The organism is Kovacikia sp. CALU 1929 (assembly GCF_056784235.1).
On sequence record NZ_JBXBCF010000003.1, the window covers coordinates 1 to 17,114 of the forward strand.

Consider the following 17,114-nt stretch of genomic DNA (forward strand, 5'->3'; position numbering starts at 1 on the left):
ATAGCTCATCAAAGGCTTGCCGATTTAGACCTGTCAGAGCACGCAGCAGACGGTCGTTACTCAACGCACGATGGAGGTTGATCATGCTGGCTCATACTCGATGAAGTCCTTTCGATTATCCCTTATTCCGCAACAAGTCTATTGGCTAACATCCCCAGCAGAATAACTTTGCTGATGTTGCGCTTCCGCAGTTGCAAAACGAGGTCATTGCTTTGCGGTCCATACGCTTTATGGGGACTAACCACAATCGTCTTGCCGTCCTCAATGAAAGGCTTGTAGCGATCGAGCCAGTCTGCACCCGATCCTAAGAGACCATCCAGGCTCAATGCACCCTTGCGATCAAATTCTCTGGACTCCAACATCATGCGCTCTACGGTTCCGGCAAAGTTCCAACCATAGTCGGTGGGGTAGTAATAGTGGGGGGAGATAAAAACCTCAAATCCATGCTGCTTTGCGGCTTTGAAAATATGCTCAATGTTCTCAACGGTTCTATTCTCCTTAACACTGTTACTAACCAAGTGCCAGGAAACCCCCTTTTCGTTCAGAACATCGTTCTGAGGATCGATAATGACGATTGCGGTGTCATTCTTGTTAATATTCACTGTTTTTCTCTTGGTTATTAATTGCTCTTTGCGCTCGCCTTTCGGGCATCTCAAATCTGTGCCATACCGCCATCAACAAATAGTTCGATGCCGTTCACAAAGCTGCTGTCGTCTGATGCGAGAAAAACAACAGCCTTGGCAATCTCATCAGGTGTGCCGACTCGTCCTAAAGGGATGTTGGCAGCTTGGCTATCTATGAACTCCTGCACCTGCTCATCACTTAATCCCAGGTGATTGTAGCCAGAAGTTGGAATCACACCAGGACTAATGGCATTTACCCGAATCTTGCGCTCTTTCAGGTCGAGTGTCCAATTCCGGGCAAACGATCGCACAGCGGCTTTGGTGGCACTATAAACGCTGAATGCTGGAGTACCCACTGTAGAAGCAGTGGAGGCGTTCAAAATGATAGAAGCACCCTCTGGCAGCAGCGGCAATACCTTCTGCACGGTGAATAGCAGACCTTTGACGTTTGTGTTGAACGTTTTATCAAAGTGTTCTTCAGTGATGGCTCCGAGTGGGGCAATTTCTCCACCACCAGCATTGGCAAAGATCACATCGAGGTGTCCTTGGTCTTGCTGGATTGTGGCGAACAGGCGATCGAGGTCTTCCAGATTGGAAACATCACTCTGAACACCTGTGACGTTTTTTTCGATCTCTTTTACGGCAGCATCGAGTTCAGGCTGGCGACGAGCCGTGATAAAAACATACGCGCCTTCGGCGACAAAGCGTTTGGCAGTGGCAAGACCAATACCGCTGCTGCCACCAGTAACAAGAGCAATCTTTCCTTCTAGTTTTCTCATGATGGTAAATCCTTATTTGATGAACGCTGATTCATCGCCTCAAATTGGGCACCGTGAACATCACGGTTTCGCTGGTGATTACGTTATGTGTGGGGTCGGCTAGTTCGATTAACACCTTGTGTAAACCAGGTTCCAGTACGACCAGAATGATCGTTTCACCACTGGTGTCAACAAAGTGCCAGGGCGAGTCATCAACCGTAATGTGGATATGACCAACGCGCGGCGATACATCAAGGGCACCTTTACCGAACACGGGCAGCATCCGCAAGTTCTCCGTCCGATACTGGATGAAGACGCGACCTTGAGACAACGGTTCGGAAAGTGGCGGATCGACAACCAGCTTGGCGGGTGGTTCGTTTGCGATCGCGATCAGTGGAGATGGACCGACAATATCCTTGGCGCTTGGGATGTAATTGTCCACAGCTGTCACCTTCTATTGCAGATGTTTCTTCAATTCAGCGGCAGCTTGAACGAAAAGAGAACGGGTTGCTGGCAGTTCGGCTAAACCATTCAGCAATCCAAAGTCGTGAATCATGCCGTCGTACTGCACGAGCGTCACATCTACTCCGGCTTCATTGAGCTTGCGTCCATAGGCTGTGCCTTCGTCGTGTAAAATATCGCTTTCCGCAACTACGACTAACGCTGGAGGTAAGCCTTTCAGTTGCTCAACAGTCGCCCGCAGGGGAGAGGCATAGATGTCTTTGCGTTTCTCTGGATCAGCGATGTACATGTCATACATCCACTTCATCGTCGGTACGGTCAGAAAACGTTTGTCACCAAATTGATGATAGGAATTCGTTTCAAAATCAGCGTCTACAATGGGCCAGAACAGGATTTGCAGCTTGATGTGTGGACCTCCCTTTTCTTTTGCCATCAATGTAGTAACTGTTGACATGTTGCCGCCGACACTATTGCCGACAACTGCCAGCTTTTTGCCGTCAACTCCAATCTCATCACCATGCTCGGCAACCCATTTGGTCGCAGCGTAGATCTCGTTGATTGCTTGGGGATATTGAGCATCTGGCGTGCGAGTGTAGTTGACAAAGACAGCCGCAAATCCTGAAAGCACGACGAGATCGCGAACCATGCGTTGATGGGTTGGATAATCACCCAGCACCCAACCGCCACCATGAATAAAGATGAAAACGGGTAATATACCTTGAACTCCTTCAGGACGCACGATATTGAGCGTAATTGTGTAACCGTCAGCGGTAATCGTCTTCTCAGATTCCTCAATGCCGGAGAGGTCTACGGTCACGGAAGCTTGTCCATCCACGAGGACTTGACGCGCTTCGAGTGGAGATAAGGTTTCTAAGCCCACACCCCCTGAATTTAGCGCTTTCAAAAATTCCTTCGTTTTTCTGGAAAGACGCGGATCATCTGCGACTTCTAAAACGTTTACTGCTGGTGAATTGATTTGAGCAACCATGATGTTCTCCTTAGGATAAGTAGGGAATAGTTTGTTGAACTCACTGTTAAGACAATGAACTTGGCAGTGTTCATTAATGGTTGATTAGGCAGGAACAGGTTGCAGTCGTGACACAAGAAATTGAGTGATGTAATTTGCGATCGCCTCTCCCTCTTCCTCTAGTGCAAAATGTCCGGTATCGAGTAAATGGAACTCAACGTCTTTCAGGTCACGTTGATAGGGATAAGCACCTTCGGCAGGGAAGATGTAGTCGTTCTTACCCCAAACAATTAAGGTTGGTGGCTGATATTTGCGGAAATACTCTTGCCATTGGGGATAGAGCGGTGGATTGGTGCCATAGCTGTAGAACAACGCCAGTTGAATCTCTTCGTTGCCAGGGCGATCGAGGAAGAGTTGATCCATCGTCCAGGTATCCGGACTGATCGCTTCAGGATTGCGAACCCCGTTGGTGTATTGCCATTTTGTGGCTTCCAGGGTGACAAGATATTTGAGTTTCTCTGCATTCTCCGGCGATCGCTCTTGCCAGTATGCCTTGATTGGCTCCCAAAATTCGCGTAGACCTTCCTCATAAGCATTGCCATTTTGCACAATCAAAGATTGCACTCGCTCTGGATATTTTGCTGCAATGCGGTAGCCAATGGGTGCGCCGTAATCCATAACATAAAGACTGTATTTCTTCAGATCGATCGCAGTAATAAACTTCTCTACAATCTCAGTTAGATGGTCAAATGTGTAGTCAAATTCGTTCACAGTTGGCATCGAACTGTTGCCGTAACCCGGATAGTCGGGAGCAACAAGATGGAATTTATCTGCAAGTGCGGGTATGAGATTGCGGAACATATGAGACGACGTTGGAAATCCGTGTAATAGCAGAATGGTCGGATTATCACGAGAACCCACTTCACGGTAGAAGATGTCTAAACCATCGATCGAAACGGTGCGATATGTAGTCATGGGATTACTCCTTGTAAGTGTATAAAGTCCAATGGCGATGTTTAACAGCAGGTTGATCTATCTCACACGACGAACCTGCTCTTGGAAGTAGTCACGCCAACTTTCAGGTAATGCTTCTAATTGAGTCGCACGTTGCAATAACTCTGGATCGTTTTTCTCATGGGTATACAACTGAGTGATATCAGCAACTGTGATATTATTCTCATCCCGGCTCATTAGCGCTAAAGTGTCTCCGGCGACGACTTCGCCCTCTTGCAAAACCCGAAAGTAAAATCCGGTGCGACGACTGGCGAGGAAGCGTTTCACCATATCCGCTCTCCCAAATCGAATCCCAAGTTTGTAGCAGGGCATTCGCGGTTGCGTTACCATGAGTTCCACACTGCCGATCTGGAAGAGATCGCCAATATTCAAGTCCTCTTCTTTCAGCCCAGTAGTGGTGAAATTTTCACCAAAATTGCCCATTGTTAAGTCTGTGTCAGGCAATTCAGTGCGCCAGTAGTCGTAATGCTCAAACGGATAGACATAAACGGCTTTTTCTAAACCACCATGAACAGTGAGATCTGCTTGCCCATCTCCATCCAAGTTGAGCGATCGCACCATCACTCGATCTATGACTGGCTCTTTGAAAATTCCAGTGCTAACGATTCTCCCTTTCCAGTTCACTTCTCGTGGTAGTCCAACATTGACAGAAATTATTTTCATGTTCAGCTCCAAAGTTTTGGACAGCTTTAAATCTGTGCTAGATCTGCTTACTGCTGCTGCTTGAGACCTGCAACGAAGCCGGTTACTTGATGTTGATCTTCTGCGCTCAGTGAGTCAAAGTCGTCTAAGAAGAATTGACGTTCTAGCGTTAACTTCCGGGTATTGAGCAGCCCTTCGATCTGCCAACCTTCGTCGCCTTTCGTGACGACGTAGAGCGGTAGTGAATCTCGTGACGGTGAAGTTTTGGTTTGTCCGGCTAGTATTACCCTGATCACGACGTGCATGAGCGCGAGTTGCGAGTTCACAAAGCGGACGAAATTTACCTCACCCTCCAGACGTGTTCCTTTAACGACCGTATCGAATGCTTGCTGATGAAATGCAGCGATTTCTTTTCGACCTTTAATATGCGTGCCCTCGAACGTGAGGAAATCGGCAGTTTCGCTGAACGGGGCAGCAAAGCCTTCGCCGCTACCTCGATTCCAGGCATCAATCATCTGGCGAAGGACAGCACGGATTGCCGACTCGTCAGCAGAAGTGGTGGTTTGAGCTATTTGTGAAGTCATAGTTTTGGTTTCCTTTTAAGTAATAGACCTGCTTTCAAGGGGCATGAAGGGTGTTGTGAAATCTGCAAATATTTTCTGTGAGTCATCCCAGAGGCGGTCGGCGTTGTCTGGGTTTAAGGCGTAAGGAGCAACACCGCTCATATAGCTGTTTCCTCTGGTGACGATCGCAGCTTCGTTGCAGTCCTCAAAATAGCGTCCGCCGATACCCTTCAGGAGCGGAGAGGTAGCCAGCAGGACAGATGTTGCCGCACCCTGTGCGGGTGTCTTTTGCCGCTCAGGTGGACTTTTAAGATCGCCCGTATGACGTTGGAGGTTCGTGGCGATCGCACCGGGCATCAAAGCATTAGCGGTAATACCATCCTTGAACCAATGGGCAGTAGCACCCACGGCAAAGAGAATATTTGCAGTTTTAGATTGTCCATACGCCAACCACGGATCATACGGACGGAACATGAAGTGAATATCATCGAACACAATGGGTGAGATCAGATGTGCACTAGAACTAACCGATACGATCCGGGCAGCACCATCAGCAGCGAGAGCGTCTTGGAGTCCGAGTGCCAGGGCAAAGTGCCCCAGATAGTTGGTGGCAAACTGCATCTCCCAACCTTCAGGTGTGCGTTGTTCGGGCAGTGCCATTACCCCTGCATTATTCACGAGAATGTGCAGTGGTTTGTCCCATGCGGCGATGAAGTTGGCGATCGAGTTGCGATCGCTTAAATCAAGCGGAGCAACATGAATATTCTGGTTTCCAGTAGTAGCCGTAATGTCAGCCGCGACTTGTGCTCCAGCATCGGTATTACGCACCGCTAGTGTGACGATCGCTCCAGTTTGAGCCAGTGCCCGTGCTGTTTCTATGCCGATGCCCGATGCGGCTCCCGTGACGATCACCCGTTTGCCGGAAAGATCAATTCCTTTTACTACTTCAGCAGCGGTGGAATGCCGTCCGAATGGTGTTGTAATGAGTGCCATTGTGTGTTCCTTACAGAGGACGAGTGTTCTGTTTGCCTGATATCGACCAATAACCCCTCGACGGGCGTGATGACCTACGCTTGGTTAAAGACGATCGCTATTGTAAATAGCTGAACACGCCTGATTTTCGGCATCTCTGAGAACCGTTTGCGCTGTGCGACCTGCTTTAATGAAATCTGCTGCCCTCTCACCGATCATGATGGTCGGTGCGTTCGTATTGCCTGTGGTAATCGTTGGCATGATGGAGGCATCCACAACCCGCAACCCCTCAATTCCATGTACCCGCAGTTCGGGGTCTACAACTGCCATTGGGTCAGTGCCCATTTTGCAAGTGCCGACCGGATGCCACACGGTGCTGCAAGTCTCCCGGACGTAAGCAACGAGCGCTGCATTACTCTGTTTGTTGGCACCCGGAGCAATTTCCTGACCGCGAAACTCATCCAAAGGACTTGCACTAAACACGTTACGGAGTAATTTAATTCCGACAACAAGCTTTTGCATATCCGCTTCACTTTGAAGAAAGTTCATCTTAAACTTGGGTGTATCTTTGGGGTCGGGCGATCGCAAACTGACACTGCCAATATTTTGGGGATGAGTCAAACAAACGAAACTTGTGAATCCTAAACCAGAGTGGGTATAACCAGGTGGTGCCAATACAACGGGACCAAAGAGAAACTGTAAATCTGGCGCAGCATTCGGATGTGCCTCAGTATGCAAAAATAAGTTAGCTTCACCGATACTACTGGTGCTTGCTGGGTGTAAATCCTGAGTTGCCTCGTGTGCTACAGGCACAACAGGGTGATCTTGCAGGTTTTGACCCATACCCGGCAAATCAGCCACGATAGGAATTCCGATCGCTTTCAGGTGTTCTGCATCTCCAATACCAGAAAGCATGAGCAGCTTGGGCGAATCAAACGTGCCCGCACTTAAAATCACTTCGTGGTTGACCCTAACCTGGTGCAGCGTACCTTCGTGCAGGTATTCCACCCCAACGGTGCGAGTACCCTCAAATAACAAGCGAGTCACCAACGCTCCTGTCGTGACTGTTAAATTGGGACGTTGGAGAATGGGCACAAGGAAAGCAGCAGCAGTACTATGTCGCTTACCATCTTTGATCGTTACCTGATAGAGTCCTGCCCCTTCCTGCTGCGCGCCATTGATATCCGGATTGTGGACATATCCCAGTGTCACTGCTGCGTCTACAAATCGTTGAGATACCACAGTGGGTGCAATCGGATCGGTGACACTCAACTCTCCATCGACTCCGTGAAAATCGGATGCGCCACGTTGTTGGTGTTCCGATTTCTTAAAGTAGGGCAACACATCTTGATAACTCCAACCGGGATTTCCCAATGATTGCCAGTGGTCATAATCATGAGCATTACCCCGCATATAAATCATGATATTGATCGAACTACTACCCCCCAGGACTTTGCCACGGGGACAAAAGATTTTGCGGTGATTCAGGTAGGGTTCGGGTTCAGAGAAATAGCCCCAGTCCACCTCAGAGCCTAGCAGACTGAGACACGCTGCCGGAATGTGAATCTCTGGTTTCGTATCGGGGTTGCCCGCTTCGAGGAGTAACACGGTTGTTTCACTGTCTTCGGTCAGACGGTTGGCGACCACGCAGCCTGCTGAACCTGCACCAATCACAACGTAGTCATAATGGGCCATAAATTTTTCTCTATTATTTGTAAGGAGAAACGTAATCAGAAGAAAATGATGAACTCAAAATCTCATCCGCAATTTCGGTAGAAAGGTTAAAGAGCAAAAAGCTTAATGACTTGCAGTTGTAATAGCTGCCATCAATTGTTCAGTATTCCAGCGATCACGATACCGGATTCCATTAATAAACAAAGCTGGGGCAGCCGTTACTCCACTTTCTAATCCACCTTCAATATCTTGATTGATGCGATCGACGTGTACTTGTTTAGATAAATCTTGAAGAAACTGGCAAATATCGAGTCCTAGACGGTTGGCATACTCGACAAGATAGCCGTCGTCTAATGCTTCTTGATGAGTAAACAGCATATCGTGCATTTGCCAAAATTGACCTTGTGCTGCTGCTGCTTCCGCTACCTTTGCTGCTTTTTGAGCTTGAGGATAGGCTGAATGCTCATCAATAAAATGACGAAATACGACACAGAGTAAATTCTTCTTAGGAAACTCAGAACTAAAATGTTGCTGAATTTCCTGAATCAACTGATGAGCTTCTCTACATTGAGGGCATTGATAGGTTCCATACTCCACCAGTACGATTGGGGCGTTGAGTACCCCTTGGTAGTGATCCCGTTGTGAGGGTAGAACCAGGAGTTGATTAAGATGATTATTTTGGTCCATCAGATCATCGGACATACGAGCAAAAGGAGTTTTCACGGCATTGAAGGATTACCATGATTCCTGTCTGTGATTCCTGCTGCCTCCGTTATTTGTATGCTTTTAGCCTATGCAATTCATACAGATCTGTCGCCAACTCAGAGTTGAGTGATTGAAGGGATGAAACAACAGTTGCTCGCTATCTCTGCAACGAGTTCTCAACCGAACTTAAGTTCAGTTCTCCTTGATGTCACAACTTGGCAAGTCCCCGCTTGAGGGCAGTAATCACTGCTTGTGTACGATCGCTCACACCTAATTTGCTCAAAATTCGGTTGATGTGGAACTTGACCGTACTCTCGGTAATATTTAAAGCCGCACCAATATCATGATTACTCAAGCCCAACGCCATCTGGCGCACAACTTCTTGTTCGCGATCGCTCAATTCTGGGACGTTCATCCGTTGCACTAACTTGGCAGCAACTTCAGAAGGGATATATTGTTGTCCACTGTGGACAAGTTGAATCGCATTGAGCAGTGCATCCGGTTCGGCATCCTTAAGTAAATAACCCTTGGATCCGGCACGTAGTGCTCGATAAATATCCTCATCGCCATCATACGTGGTTAGTATGATAATGCGAGCATGGGCAAATTCAGCACAGATGGCTAATGTTGCATCAGCACCACTCATCTGCGGCATCTGTAAGTCCATCAAGGTGACATCAGGGTTGAGGCGTCGGTAGAGGGCGATCGCTTCCGAGCCATCCCCTGCTTGACCTACCACCGTCATATCCGGCTCATTCTCAATCATTGCGGCTAATCCCTGTCGGACAATAGCATGATCGTCAACCAGTAAAACGCGGATTGTTGCAGACTGACTCATACTGATGCCTCCCGATTTACGGATATGCTCACTTCGGTTCCCTGCCCCAATCGGCTCTCGATCGAGAGCTGTGCTCCAATGCGTTCCGCTCGTTCGGTCATCCCCAATAAGCCAAACCCCCGATTTAAGATTGTAGGGTTCGCTTCAAACCCTTGCCCGTTGTCTCTAATTTGCAAGAAGCATTGCGTCGATTCATACACTAACTCAATCCGAATTTCGGTTGCGTTGGCATACCTGACCGCATTGGTAAATGCTTCCTGGGCAATCCTTAAAAGGTTGTTTTCTGTTTCAGCGGGTAGGACATAGGGCGTACCGATAATCTCACAGATTAAGCTGGTTTCAGTTGAAGATTGCAGCGTCGCGACAAATCGTTCTAGTGCTGTCCAGAGATTGCCATCTTCTAGCAATTGGGGACGGAGTGCCGCAACCGATCGTCGTGCTTCTGTTAGCCCACTGCGAGCCAGATCTCGCACCGTGTTAATGTGGGTTTGAATTGCGTCGGGGTTAGTAGTCACCAATCGAGAAACGGTTCCCATGTGAACCAAAATTCCCGTAAAGGCTTGCGCCAGCGTATCATGGATTTCGCGTGCCATGCGGTTACGTTCCTCCAAAATTGAGGCTTCTTCGGCACGTTTGCGATCCGTAATATCTCTTGCCAGCCAAATGACAGACTGTTTTGATATGGGTGAAATGCGAGTTGCAAACCAGGTTTTCCGCTCTCCCATCATCAAGCTATACTCAACCGTTAAAGGCTGCTGAGTGTTCAAGGCTTGTCGAACATAGCCAAGAAATGTATCAGCTTGCGATCGCTCAAAAATTTCGTGTAACGTTCGCCCCACCTGCTCATCAACCGGTTTATATAATTTCTCTGACTCGATCAGGTTTGCTCTCAAAATACGCCCTTCTACATCCACCTCAAAGAGGGGATCGGGCATGGCTGAAAAGAGTGCACGAAGTTCTGCTTCAGAGGCTTGCAACGCAACTTCTGCCTGTTTGCGTCTAATTCCTAATGCAATCTCGCGAGCCGCAAACTCCAACGCCTCAAAGTTAGACAACGGAATGGGGTGTCGAGTAAACATCGCGATCACGCCAACAAGCTGCTCGTCCAGTAAGATTGGATAGCCTGCAAATGCCACCATCCCTTCTCGTTCTGCCCATGCTTGATCAATGGATGGCTCATCAAACACATTATTGGTCAATAGAGGACAGCGATCCTGAGCAACTCGCCCAACTTTGAATCTACCGATGGAAACTCGGCTGTACGCGCCGTCAAGACGGGTATACATTCCCGCACTGGCTTGTAACTCTAAAACATTCTCGTCTTTATTTAGCGTCCAAATCCGAGCAAATGCAGCATTAACGTGCTTAACAATGGCTTCCACACAGCGATGCAGCATCAAGGACAAACTATCACTTTGAGCAAGGGCACTGTCCACATCGGCACGAAAAGCGGAGAGGATTGCCTGTTCCCGAAACTGAGCCTCAGACTGGCGCAACACTTCTTCTGCTTTTTTGTGATGGCTAATATCTGTGTTTAAAGCATAGAATCCTCTGACTTGGGCATTGGCATCAAAATCAGGGATCAAGGTGGCACTAATATATCTTTTACCAGATGGCAAAGGCATTTCTACTTCCAGCGTTGCAGTTTGCCCTTCAAAAACCTGATTGACATAGGGTTCAATCACTTGATAAGCCCGCTCACCCAGAATTTCACGGATATGCTTACCTAAAATTTGATCTCGATTACGTCCAAACCAATCCTCATAAGTACGGTTAACAAAGCAGTAGAGTTGGTTAATATTCACGTAGCTGATACATACCGGGAGAGCGTCAGTGATCAGTCGTAATTCCTGTTCTCGGCGACGTAGTGCAGTTTCACTTGCCTGTAATGCGGTTGTTCGTTCTGTGACTTGTTCTTCTAAGGTGCGGTTGTAATTGGCTAAAAGGTGTTCTGTTTGTTTGCGCTCGGTGATGTCTTGAAAAGCTGCGATCGCATAAGCCACATTGCCCTGCTCGTCAAAAATAGGAGTGCCCCATACCTCAACTGGAATGATTTTGTCGTTCTGGTGAATTTCGAGATCGTCAACTGTGGTACGTTCGCCGCTCAATGCCCGAACGATGGGTAGTTTCTCAGTTGGATAGTTTTGCTCTGTTCCAACCAGATAAAATTGATAAACTTCTGGGATTTGATCCGGTGTCGCGGCAGGATCAACGCCTTTGCCCATTAGCTGAATTCCCCGTTGATTGACGTAGTAAATGTGACCTGCTGCATCTAATACTCCAATCCCAACCGGAACCGCTTCTAGAAATTGAGCCATTTTACTTTCGCTGTTGCGTAGCTTTGAGTAGAGTTTGGCATTTTCGATCGCGATCGCCGCTTGAGTGGATAACAGATGTAAAACTTGCGATCGCTCCGGCGTGAATACTCCAGTTGCGAGTTGATTTTCTAAATACAATACGCCGACCAATTTGTTCTGATTCAACAGGGGTAAACAAAGCAGTGATTGAACTTGGTTTTGTTGAATATAGGGATCATGAATAAAACGATCTTCACGAGTTGCAGCATTTAAGAGAACCGTTGCATGAGTCCGAATGACATACTGCACGATCGATTCAGGTAGACGATTTGTCATTGAAATAGACTGTAGCACTTGTGTAGCGCCAGCCTTCTCCTCTTCATGAAGTTCATAAGCTGCCTCAATGACCCATTCTCCTAAACTCTCTAAAATCAAGTACCCCGCCTGTGCCCCGGCATTCTCAATTAAGATCTGCATTAACGAAGTGAGCAATTGCTCCAGTTCAATCTCACGGGAAATCGCTTGAGAGGCTTTCAAGACTGTCACTAAATCGAAAGCGGTATGTGACGCATGAGAAGTCGTTTCAGTCGTGGTGTGAGTTGGTGTGGAAATCCTGTTAGATGGCGGAGGAAAAAACTGTGGATAACGAGTTTCTAGATCTCTAACCTTTGCTGTAGCTCCCCAACGCTGATAGCAGTAGTGAGCTTCCTTCATGTAGGTTTGGGCAATTTTTTCTCTGCCTCGCGTTAGATAATGTTTAGCAGCTAATTCATAGGCTAAAGCTTCCTCCTGAAGATACTCGTTGTCTCTCGCTCCCGAAATTGCTTGTTCATATAATTCTTCTGCCTCAAACCACTGACCCAAAACTCGCGCAGTCTCGGCTTGTACTAAATAATATTTATGCAAATAATTCATAGGCGCATAATGTGCCCATTGCTTCATTCTCTCCTGACTAATCGCAACTTTTTTGAGAATTTCCTCCTGTGCTTGAGCGTTGCTTTCGGAGTATATTGCGAGTCTTGCCAAAGCATCATATAGATAGTAGAAAGGACTCAGAGGTGAGCCTGTTACTCGGATTAAATAACATTCCGCCAGAGTTGATTTTTCAACGGACAGAGTATACTCAGAAAATAGGTAGTATAGAAAAAGTTTATTGAAATAGACATTAAAGATTGCAGTTCCATCATTTGCTGCTTCATGTTGTGATAATCCATTCTCTTCATTGTAGAATTTGCCAACTAGACGTGTTGGATCGACTGAGCATCCCATCAAATTGGCGATCGCCTGCTGAAATATTTGATTCCAGGTTAGTGCTGTTTCCTGTTTGATGTGACGAATTGCTTCGTTGTATGTCGCCATCTCATGGGCAACCTCTACAAGTTCGCTTCCGACAGCATATGAGTTAAAGCAATAAGAGTGAGCGGCATAGGCGGCGAACTCTAAATCTCCGGTTTCTAACCCACTTTGATAAGCTTCTAGTAAGGGGTGCAATGTGTCTCTCAGATGATCTTTCCAATGAATGATAAAGGTATTTACGATGACCAAGGTTCTAGCTTTGAGTGGATGGGGCTTAGGTTGTGACAACTGTCTTAAAGCTAACTGTCCAAACTCGTAACCCGTCTCAACGTCTCCGACCTTCCCACACAGAATTAATCCAAAGTTGGCGTAAACAAAGGGAGATGCAAACGCATTTCCATGTTTGAATGACAAGCTGACTTGTTTAGATATCAATAGCGGCATCAAAGCTGGAGCCGCACTATAAGCAGCAATTGTGATGCTGGATAAGATTCGCATCGCTACTAACTTGTCGGGCTCGGTCATTTCTGGCAAATGACTCAAGTTCTCAATTGATTTCTCCCTGAGAAGGCATGAGATTGCGTCTAATCCAAGCTGAATATCTGACTGGCTTGGCTGTTCAGGAAAACTAATTTCTAGTGGTTGCAACACTTGCAATCCACTATTAATTGCTTCTAATAGCTGATTTTGTGCGATGTAACTTTGAATTTTGACTTCGTACGCTTTTGCGCTATCCAGGCTAGTTTTAGCCTGCTGCAAAACAATCGCTGCCCAGTATTCTACCTGCTCAAACTCACCACATAGATACGCAACTTCTGTCGTTTCTACATATAAATCTAAAGTTAAGTCATGATTTGTTTGCCAGCTAGAGGCTTTTAGCCATTGTCTGCCTGTAGCTAAATAGTTTCTTGCCGTACTATACGCGATCGCTCCCTTGGCCTTTTGTCCTGCCATTAAATTTAATTTAGCAATTTCACCTCGCTCAGCTTGATCACTGACCAGTTCAATTCCATGATTGAGGTGATCTACGACTACAAACAGCCAGTCTAAAAGTGTTTCTGACAAAGTCTTTTTAAGCAGATTGCGACCGATTTGGAGATGAACAACCTGTTTCTGCGACTCATCAATTAAGGTATAAGCAGCTTGTTGAACGCGATCGTGTGAGAACTTATACTTTTGAACTAACAAGTTTTCATCCAATTCAGAAAGTGGTTGAATAAATCCAAGTTGTACTGCTGTTAACAAGCTTTGAAAAACAGTTGTCGGTGATTGATCACATACAATCGCCAACGTTTCTAAATCAAATTCAGCCCCTATACAAGCCGCTAATTGAAGAAGCTGCTGTGTTGCCTCTGGAAGTTTCTTCAACTTGCTTAGCAGCAACTCCACCACGTTATCCGTAATGTTCTGAGCTTCAATCTGAGCGTTATGCCACTGCCAATTTAGACGCTCTGCACTGAATTGTAAGAGATTTTCACTGTATAGCGATCGCAGGAACTCACCCACAAAGAAAGGATTACCGTCAGTTTTACGCAACACCAACTGAGCGAGGGAATCCACCGCGTCAGTATCCTGATGAAGCGTCTCAGCAATCAACTGTTGGAGTGGCTCCAGCGTCAGAGATGTTAAAACAATCTCATGCAGCACGACTCGTTTCCGTAAGCTCTTTAAGGTCAACGAGAGTGGATGAGTTTGAGGGACTTCATTGTCTCGATATGCCCCAATTAAGAATAGAGATTGAGTTTGTTCATCGAGCAACATCAGTTCAATTAACTTTAATGTGGCAGAGTCAATCCATTGCAAATCATCCAGGAAAATGACAAGCGGATGTTCTTCCGAGCAAAACACTCGTAAAAACTGTTGAAAGACACGATTAAAGCGGTTTTGCGCTTCTGTGGCTCCAACCTCTGTAATCGGAGGCTGCTTGCCAAGAATTAACTCAATTTCTGGGATAACATCAATGATGATTTGTCCGTTGCTTCCTAATGCAGTGAGAAGCCGCGATCGCCACAGTTGCAATTGCTCCTCTGGTTCACCCAGCAGTTGTTGCAGCAAATTATGCAGGGCATGGGCGATCGCGCTATAGGGAATATCGCGCTGAAACTGGTCAAACTTGCCAGAAATAAAATAGCCGCGTTTTGCTGTGATTGGTTTATAGAGTTCCTGCACTAATGCTGACTTCCCAATTCCAGCGTAGCCAGACACTAACATCATTGCAGAAGACGCGGAGACACGAGGACGCGAGGACGCAGGAATATTATCTCTCTCCGCATCTCCCTCTCCCCCTGCTACTCTGGCAAACGCTGCCAATAATGCTGCAATTTCCGCTTCTCGTCCGTACAATTTTTGGGGAATTTGAAACTGCTCGGAAACATCCTGAAGACCTAGCTGGACATCATCAATCCGTCCTGTTGCTTCCAGTTGACACAAACAATGTTCTAAATCCGCTTTAATTCCCCAAGCACTCTGATAGCGATCCTCCGCATTTTTCGCCATCAGTTTCAAAATGATATCTGAAACTAGTTTGGGAATCGTTGCATTCATCTCGCAAGGTGGAACAGGTTGCTTGGCAATATGACAATGGATTAGCTCCAGCAAATCTGTGGTAGGAAAAGGTAAGTATCCCGTCAGAAGTTCGTAAAACGTTACACCGAGCGAGTAAAAATCGGTACGGTAATCGAGCGAGCGATTCATCCGTCCGGTTTGTTCTGGAGACAAGTAGGCTAATGTACCTTCTAAGGTATGAGGGTTCTTAAACGTCGGATTCGTGCGATTAAAACGGGTAGCAATCCCAAAGTCAATAATTTTAACAACGCACGTACCTGGGTTAAAGACGATGTTGCCAGGATTAATATCTTTGTGAATGATATTGTTGGCGTGAATATTGCCCAGAGTATCGGTGAGTGAGATCGCCAGCCGCAGGAATGCAGGTAAGGACATTGGGCAGAAACCTGATTGCTGCCGCATCCATTGCTCCAGGGACTCACCGCCAAAGTCTTCTAAGAGAATAACCAGCGTGCGTTGATAGTCTTGCTGGCGGTATGCCTTGACCACTCCTTCCAGGTTGAGGGAGCGGGTAATTTCATATTCCTGTCGGTAGCGTGTTAATTCTTGAGGAGAAGGATAGTTTTGCTTGAGCATTTTGACGATGATCGCACGACCATCTTCCCCTCTAATACCCCGATAGACCAGAGATGCTGAACTCTCATAGATTTTGCTATGGGCAGTGATTCCGGGCAAAGCAATCATAGAACTTTCCTAGCGATGAGTGCCGTGAATCATGCGCTAATTATAGGCTCCCAGCAGCTTTTAGTAAGTACAACACGTTTGAATCCCTTCGTCGTACATTGGGTGCAACATCTCGTCCGACACAGGTCAACTTCAACCCCAGTTTGCCGAGCATGCCTGCACCACCTAGATCGGGGTCATCTTCTCGGAAATAGTGAGGTTAAGGATGGCTTTGATGTCATGGCTAAACTAAACAGCTCGGTGGCGAAGCTGCTCAACATCAGAATCGATCGCACGAACCTGTCGCTCAGGATCTAGAAGGTTAAGTACCCCCAGAACTTTGAAGGTCTCCACCTGGGCGGTCAGCAAGCGCACGTCTTGTACGATCTGTCCGTCGCTGCGATCGAGGTGCCCCTGCTACTCGTTTGAGTTTTCAGCTTTGGCGTAATAAGAACTGAGTAGCGGCGCTGCAATTCATGTTTGTGTTGGGCATGTCGTTCGTCTGCGGTCTTCGCCCGCTAGTCTTTGAGTGAACAGCACTTGATCTGCGGTTGCCGTCTGTAGCCACCCGTTGATTGCCCCAACCCAAGCAGAGACATTCTCATCGTGTGCGTACAGCAAAGCTGCTCCCTCTGGGTGCGTCAACACCTCTTCTTTCTTCGCCGCATCCGTCTCCATCTGCTCCACCATCGCCAGCACCACCGACTTCTCCATCTCTGCCACGATCGACCCTTCCTGCCCGGTCTCCCTCTTGATTCGCTGCTTGCGGGGGGATGCAGGCTCCATCAACTCACTCAAATCGACCGCCATCGTCTGCCGCACCAACTCATCAAAAAAGCCCCGCTCCACCACTGGGTCCCGCGATGCCTGTTCCCACTCCTCAATCCAGGTTTCAGACCGCGCCGCATACACCTCGGCCATACGTAGAAATGCTGGCGTTGCTGAATAGAAATATGATTTACTGCGGGACGGGCACATCACCAAATTTGAGGTAGTGTAGTAGCAAGCGAATCGAGTGCTTCAGCATTTCTACGGACTTGGAATAGCACAAGGTCTTGCGATGCAACCGGGCAAG

Annotated in this window: 13 protein-coding genes and 1 pseudogene; all 14 read right to left on the bottom strand. The window is 47.3% G+C overall.

Features of this window, described 5'->3' with window-relative positions; all coding sequences use genetic code 11:
• Positions 1-122 precede the first annotated feature (122 nt).
• Complete coding sequence (locus AC1S52_RS00060; RefSeq protein WP_482026998.1) at positions 123-602, bottom strand: isochorismatase family protein; 480 nt, start codon at positions 600-602, stop codon at positions 123-125.
• Positions 603-652: 50 nt separating this feature from the next.
• Positions 653-1,402 (bottom strand): SDR family NAD(P)-dependent oxidoreductase, encoded by a 750-nt coding sequence (locus tag AC1S52_RS00065; protein ID WP_482026999.1) that lies wholly within the window; start codon positions 1,400-1,402, stop codon positions 653-655.
• 31 nt (positions 1,403-1,433) lie between these two features.
• Complete coding sequence (locus AC1S52_RS00070; RefSeq protein WP_482027000.1) at positions 1,434-1,823, bottom strand: DUF6130 family protein; 390 nt, start codon at positions 1,821-1,823, stop codon at positions 1,434-1,436.
• A 12-nt stretch (positions 1,824-1,835) separates the two neighbouring features.
• The gene (locus tag AC1S52_RS00075; protein WP_482027001.1) at positions 1,836-2,831 is read right to left on the bottom strand and encodes an alpha/beta hydrolase; all 996 of its coding nucleotides are present in this window, start codon (positions 2,829-2,831) and stop codon (positions 1,836-1,838) included.
• Positions 2,832-2,915: 84 nt separating this feature from the next.
• Complete coding sequence (locus AC1S52_RS00080) at positions 2,916-3,785, bottom strand: alpha/beta fold hydrolase (protein ID WP_482027002.1); 870 nt, start codon at positions 3,783-3,785, stop codon at positions 2,916-2,918.
• Between the two features lie 57 nt (positions 3,786-3,842).
• Positions 3,843-4,487 (bottom strand): MOSC domain-containing protein, encoded by a 645-nt coding sequence (locus tag AC1S52_RS00085; RefSeq protein ID WP_482027003.1) that lies wholly within the window; start codon positions 4,485-4,487, stop codon positions 3,843-3,845.
• Between the two features lie 47 nt (positions 4,488-4,534).
• A complete protein-coding gene (locus AC1S52_RS00090; protein WP_482027004.1) occupies positions 4,535-5,050 on the bottom strand; it encodes an SgcJ/EcaC family oxidoreductase in 516 nt (171 codons plus the stop codon).
• A gap of 15 nt (positions 5,051-5,065) precedes the next feature.
• The gene (locus AC1S52_RS00095) at positions 5,066-6,022 is read right to left on the bottom strand and encodes an SDR family NAD(P)-dependent oxidoreductase (RefSeq protein WP_482027005.1); all 957 of its coding nucleotides are present in this window, start codon (positions 6,020-6,022) and stop codon (positions 5,066-5,068) included.
• A gap of 84 nt (positions 6,023-6,106) precedes the next feature.
• Positions 6,107-7,696, bottom strand: a complete 1,590-nt coding sequence (locus tag AC1S52_RS00100; protein ID WP_482027006.1) for a GMC family oxidoreductase — start codon at positions 7,694-7,696, stop codon at positions 6,107-6,109.
• A gap of 102 nt (positions 7,697-7,798) precedes the next feature.
• Positions 7,799-8,398: a DsbA family protein gene (locus tag AC1S52_RS00105; protein ID WP_482027007.1), complete on the bottom strand. Its 600-nt coding sequence runs from the start codon at positions 8,396-8,398 to the stop codon at positions 7,799-7,801.
• Between the two features lie 190 nt (positions 8,399-8,588).
• Positions 8,589-9,218, bottom strand: coding sequence for a response regulator (locus AC1S52_RS00110; RefSeq protein ID WP_482027008.1), 630 nt, complete (start codon positions 9,216-9,218; stop codon positions 8,589-8,591).
• Complete coding sequence (locus tag AC1S52_RS00115; protein WP_482027009.1) at positions 9,215-16,060, bottom strand: PAS domain-containing protein; 6,846 nt, start codon at positions 16,058-16,060, stop codon at positions 9,215-9,217. Before AC1S52_RS00115 ends, AC1S52_RS00110 begins: the two co-directional genes overlap by 4 nt.
• A 453-nt stretch (positions 16,061-16,513) precedes the next feature.
• On the bottom strand, positions 16,514-16,960 hold the full coding sequence (locus tag AC1S52_RS00120; protein ID WP_482027010.1) for a hypothetical protein: 447 nt from the start codon (positions 16,958-16,960) through the stop codon (positions 16,514-16,516).
• 37 nt (positions 16,961-16,997) lie between these two features.
• Positions 16,998-17,114: pseudogene (locus AC1S52_RS00125) on the bottom strand (IS1 family transposase); the annotation flags it as partial.

Bases quoted from the DNA above. Each gene is read 5' to 3' on its own strand.
- AC1S52_RS00065 (WP_482026999.1), bottom strand. From the start codon at position 1,402: ATGAGAAAACTAGAAGGAAAGATTGCTCTTGTTACTGGTGGCAGCAGC.
- AC1S52_RS00075 (WP_482027001.1), bottom strand. From the start codon at position 2,831: ATGGTTGCTCAAATCAATTCACCAGCAGTAAACGTTTTAGAAGTCGCA.
- AC1S52_RS00080 (WP_482027002.1), bottom strand. From the start codon at position 3,785: ATGACTACATATCGCACCGTTTCGATCGATGGTTTAGACATCTTCTAC.
- AC1S52_RS00085 (WP_482027003.1), bottom strand. From the start codon at position 4,487: ATGAAAATAATTTCTGTCAATGTTGGACTACCACGAGAAGTGAACTGG.
- AC1S52_RS00090 (WP_482027004.1), bottom strand. From the start codon at position 5,050: ATGACTTCACAAATAGCTCAAACCACCACTTCTGCTGACGAGTCGGCA.
- AC1S52_RS00095 (WP_482027005.1), bottom strand. From the start codon at position 6,022: ATGGCACTCATTACAACACCATTCGGACGGCATTCCACCGCTGCTGAA.
- AC1S52_RS00100 (WP_482027006.1), bottom strand. From the start codon at position 7,696: ATGGCCCATTATGACTACGTTGTGATTGGTGCAGGTTCAGCAGGCTGC.
- AC1S52_RS00110 (WP_482027008.1), bottom strand. From the start codon at position 9,218: ATGAGTCAGTCTGCAACAATCCGCGTTTTACTGGTTGACGATCATGCT.
- AC1S52_RS00115 (WP_482027009.1), bottom strand. From the start codon at position 16,060: ATGATTGCTTTGCCCGGAATCACTGCCCATAGCAAAATCTATGAGAGT.
- AC1S52_RS00120 (WP_482027010.1), bottom strand. From the start codon at position 16,960: ATGGCCGAGGTGTATGCGGCGCGGTCTGAAACCTGGATTGAGGAGTGG.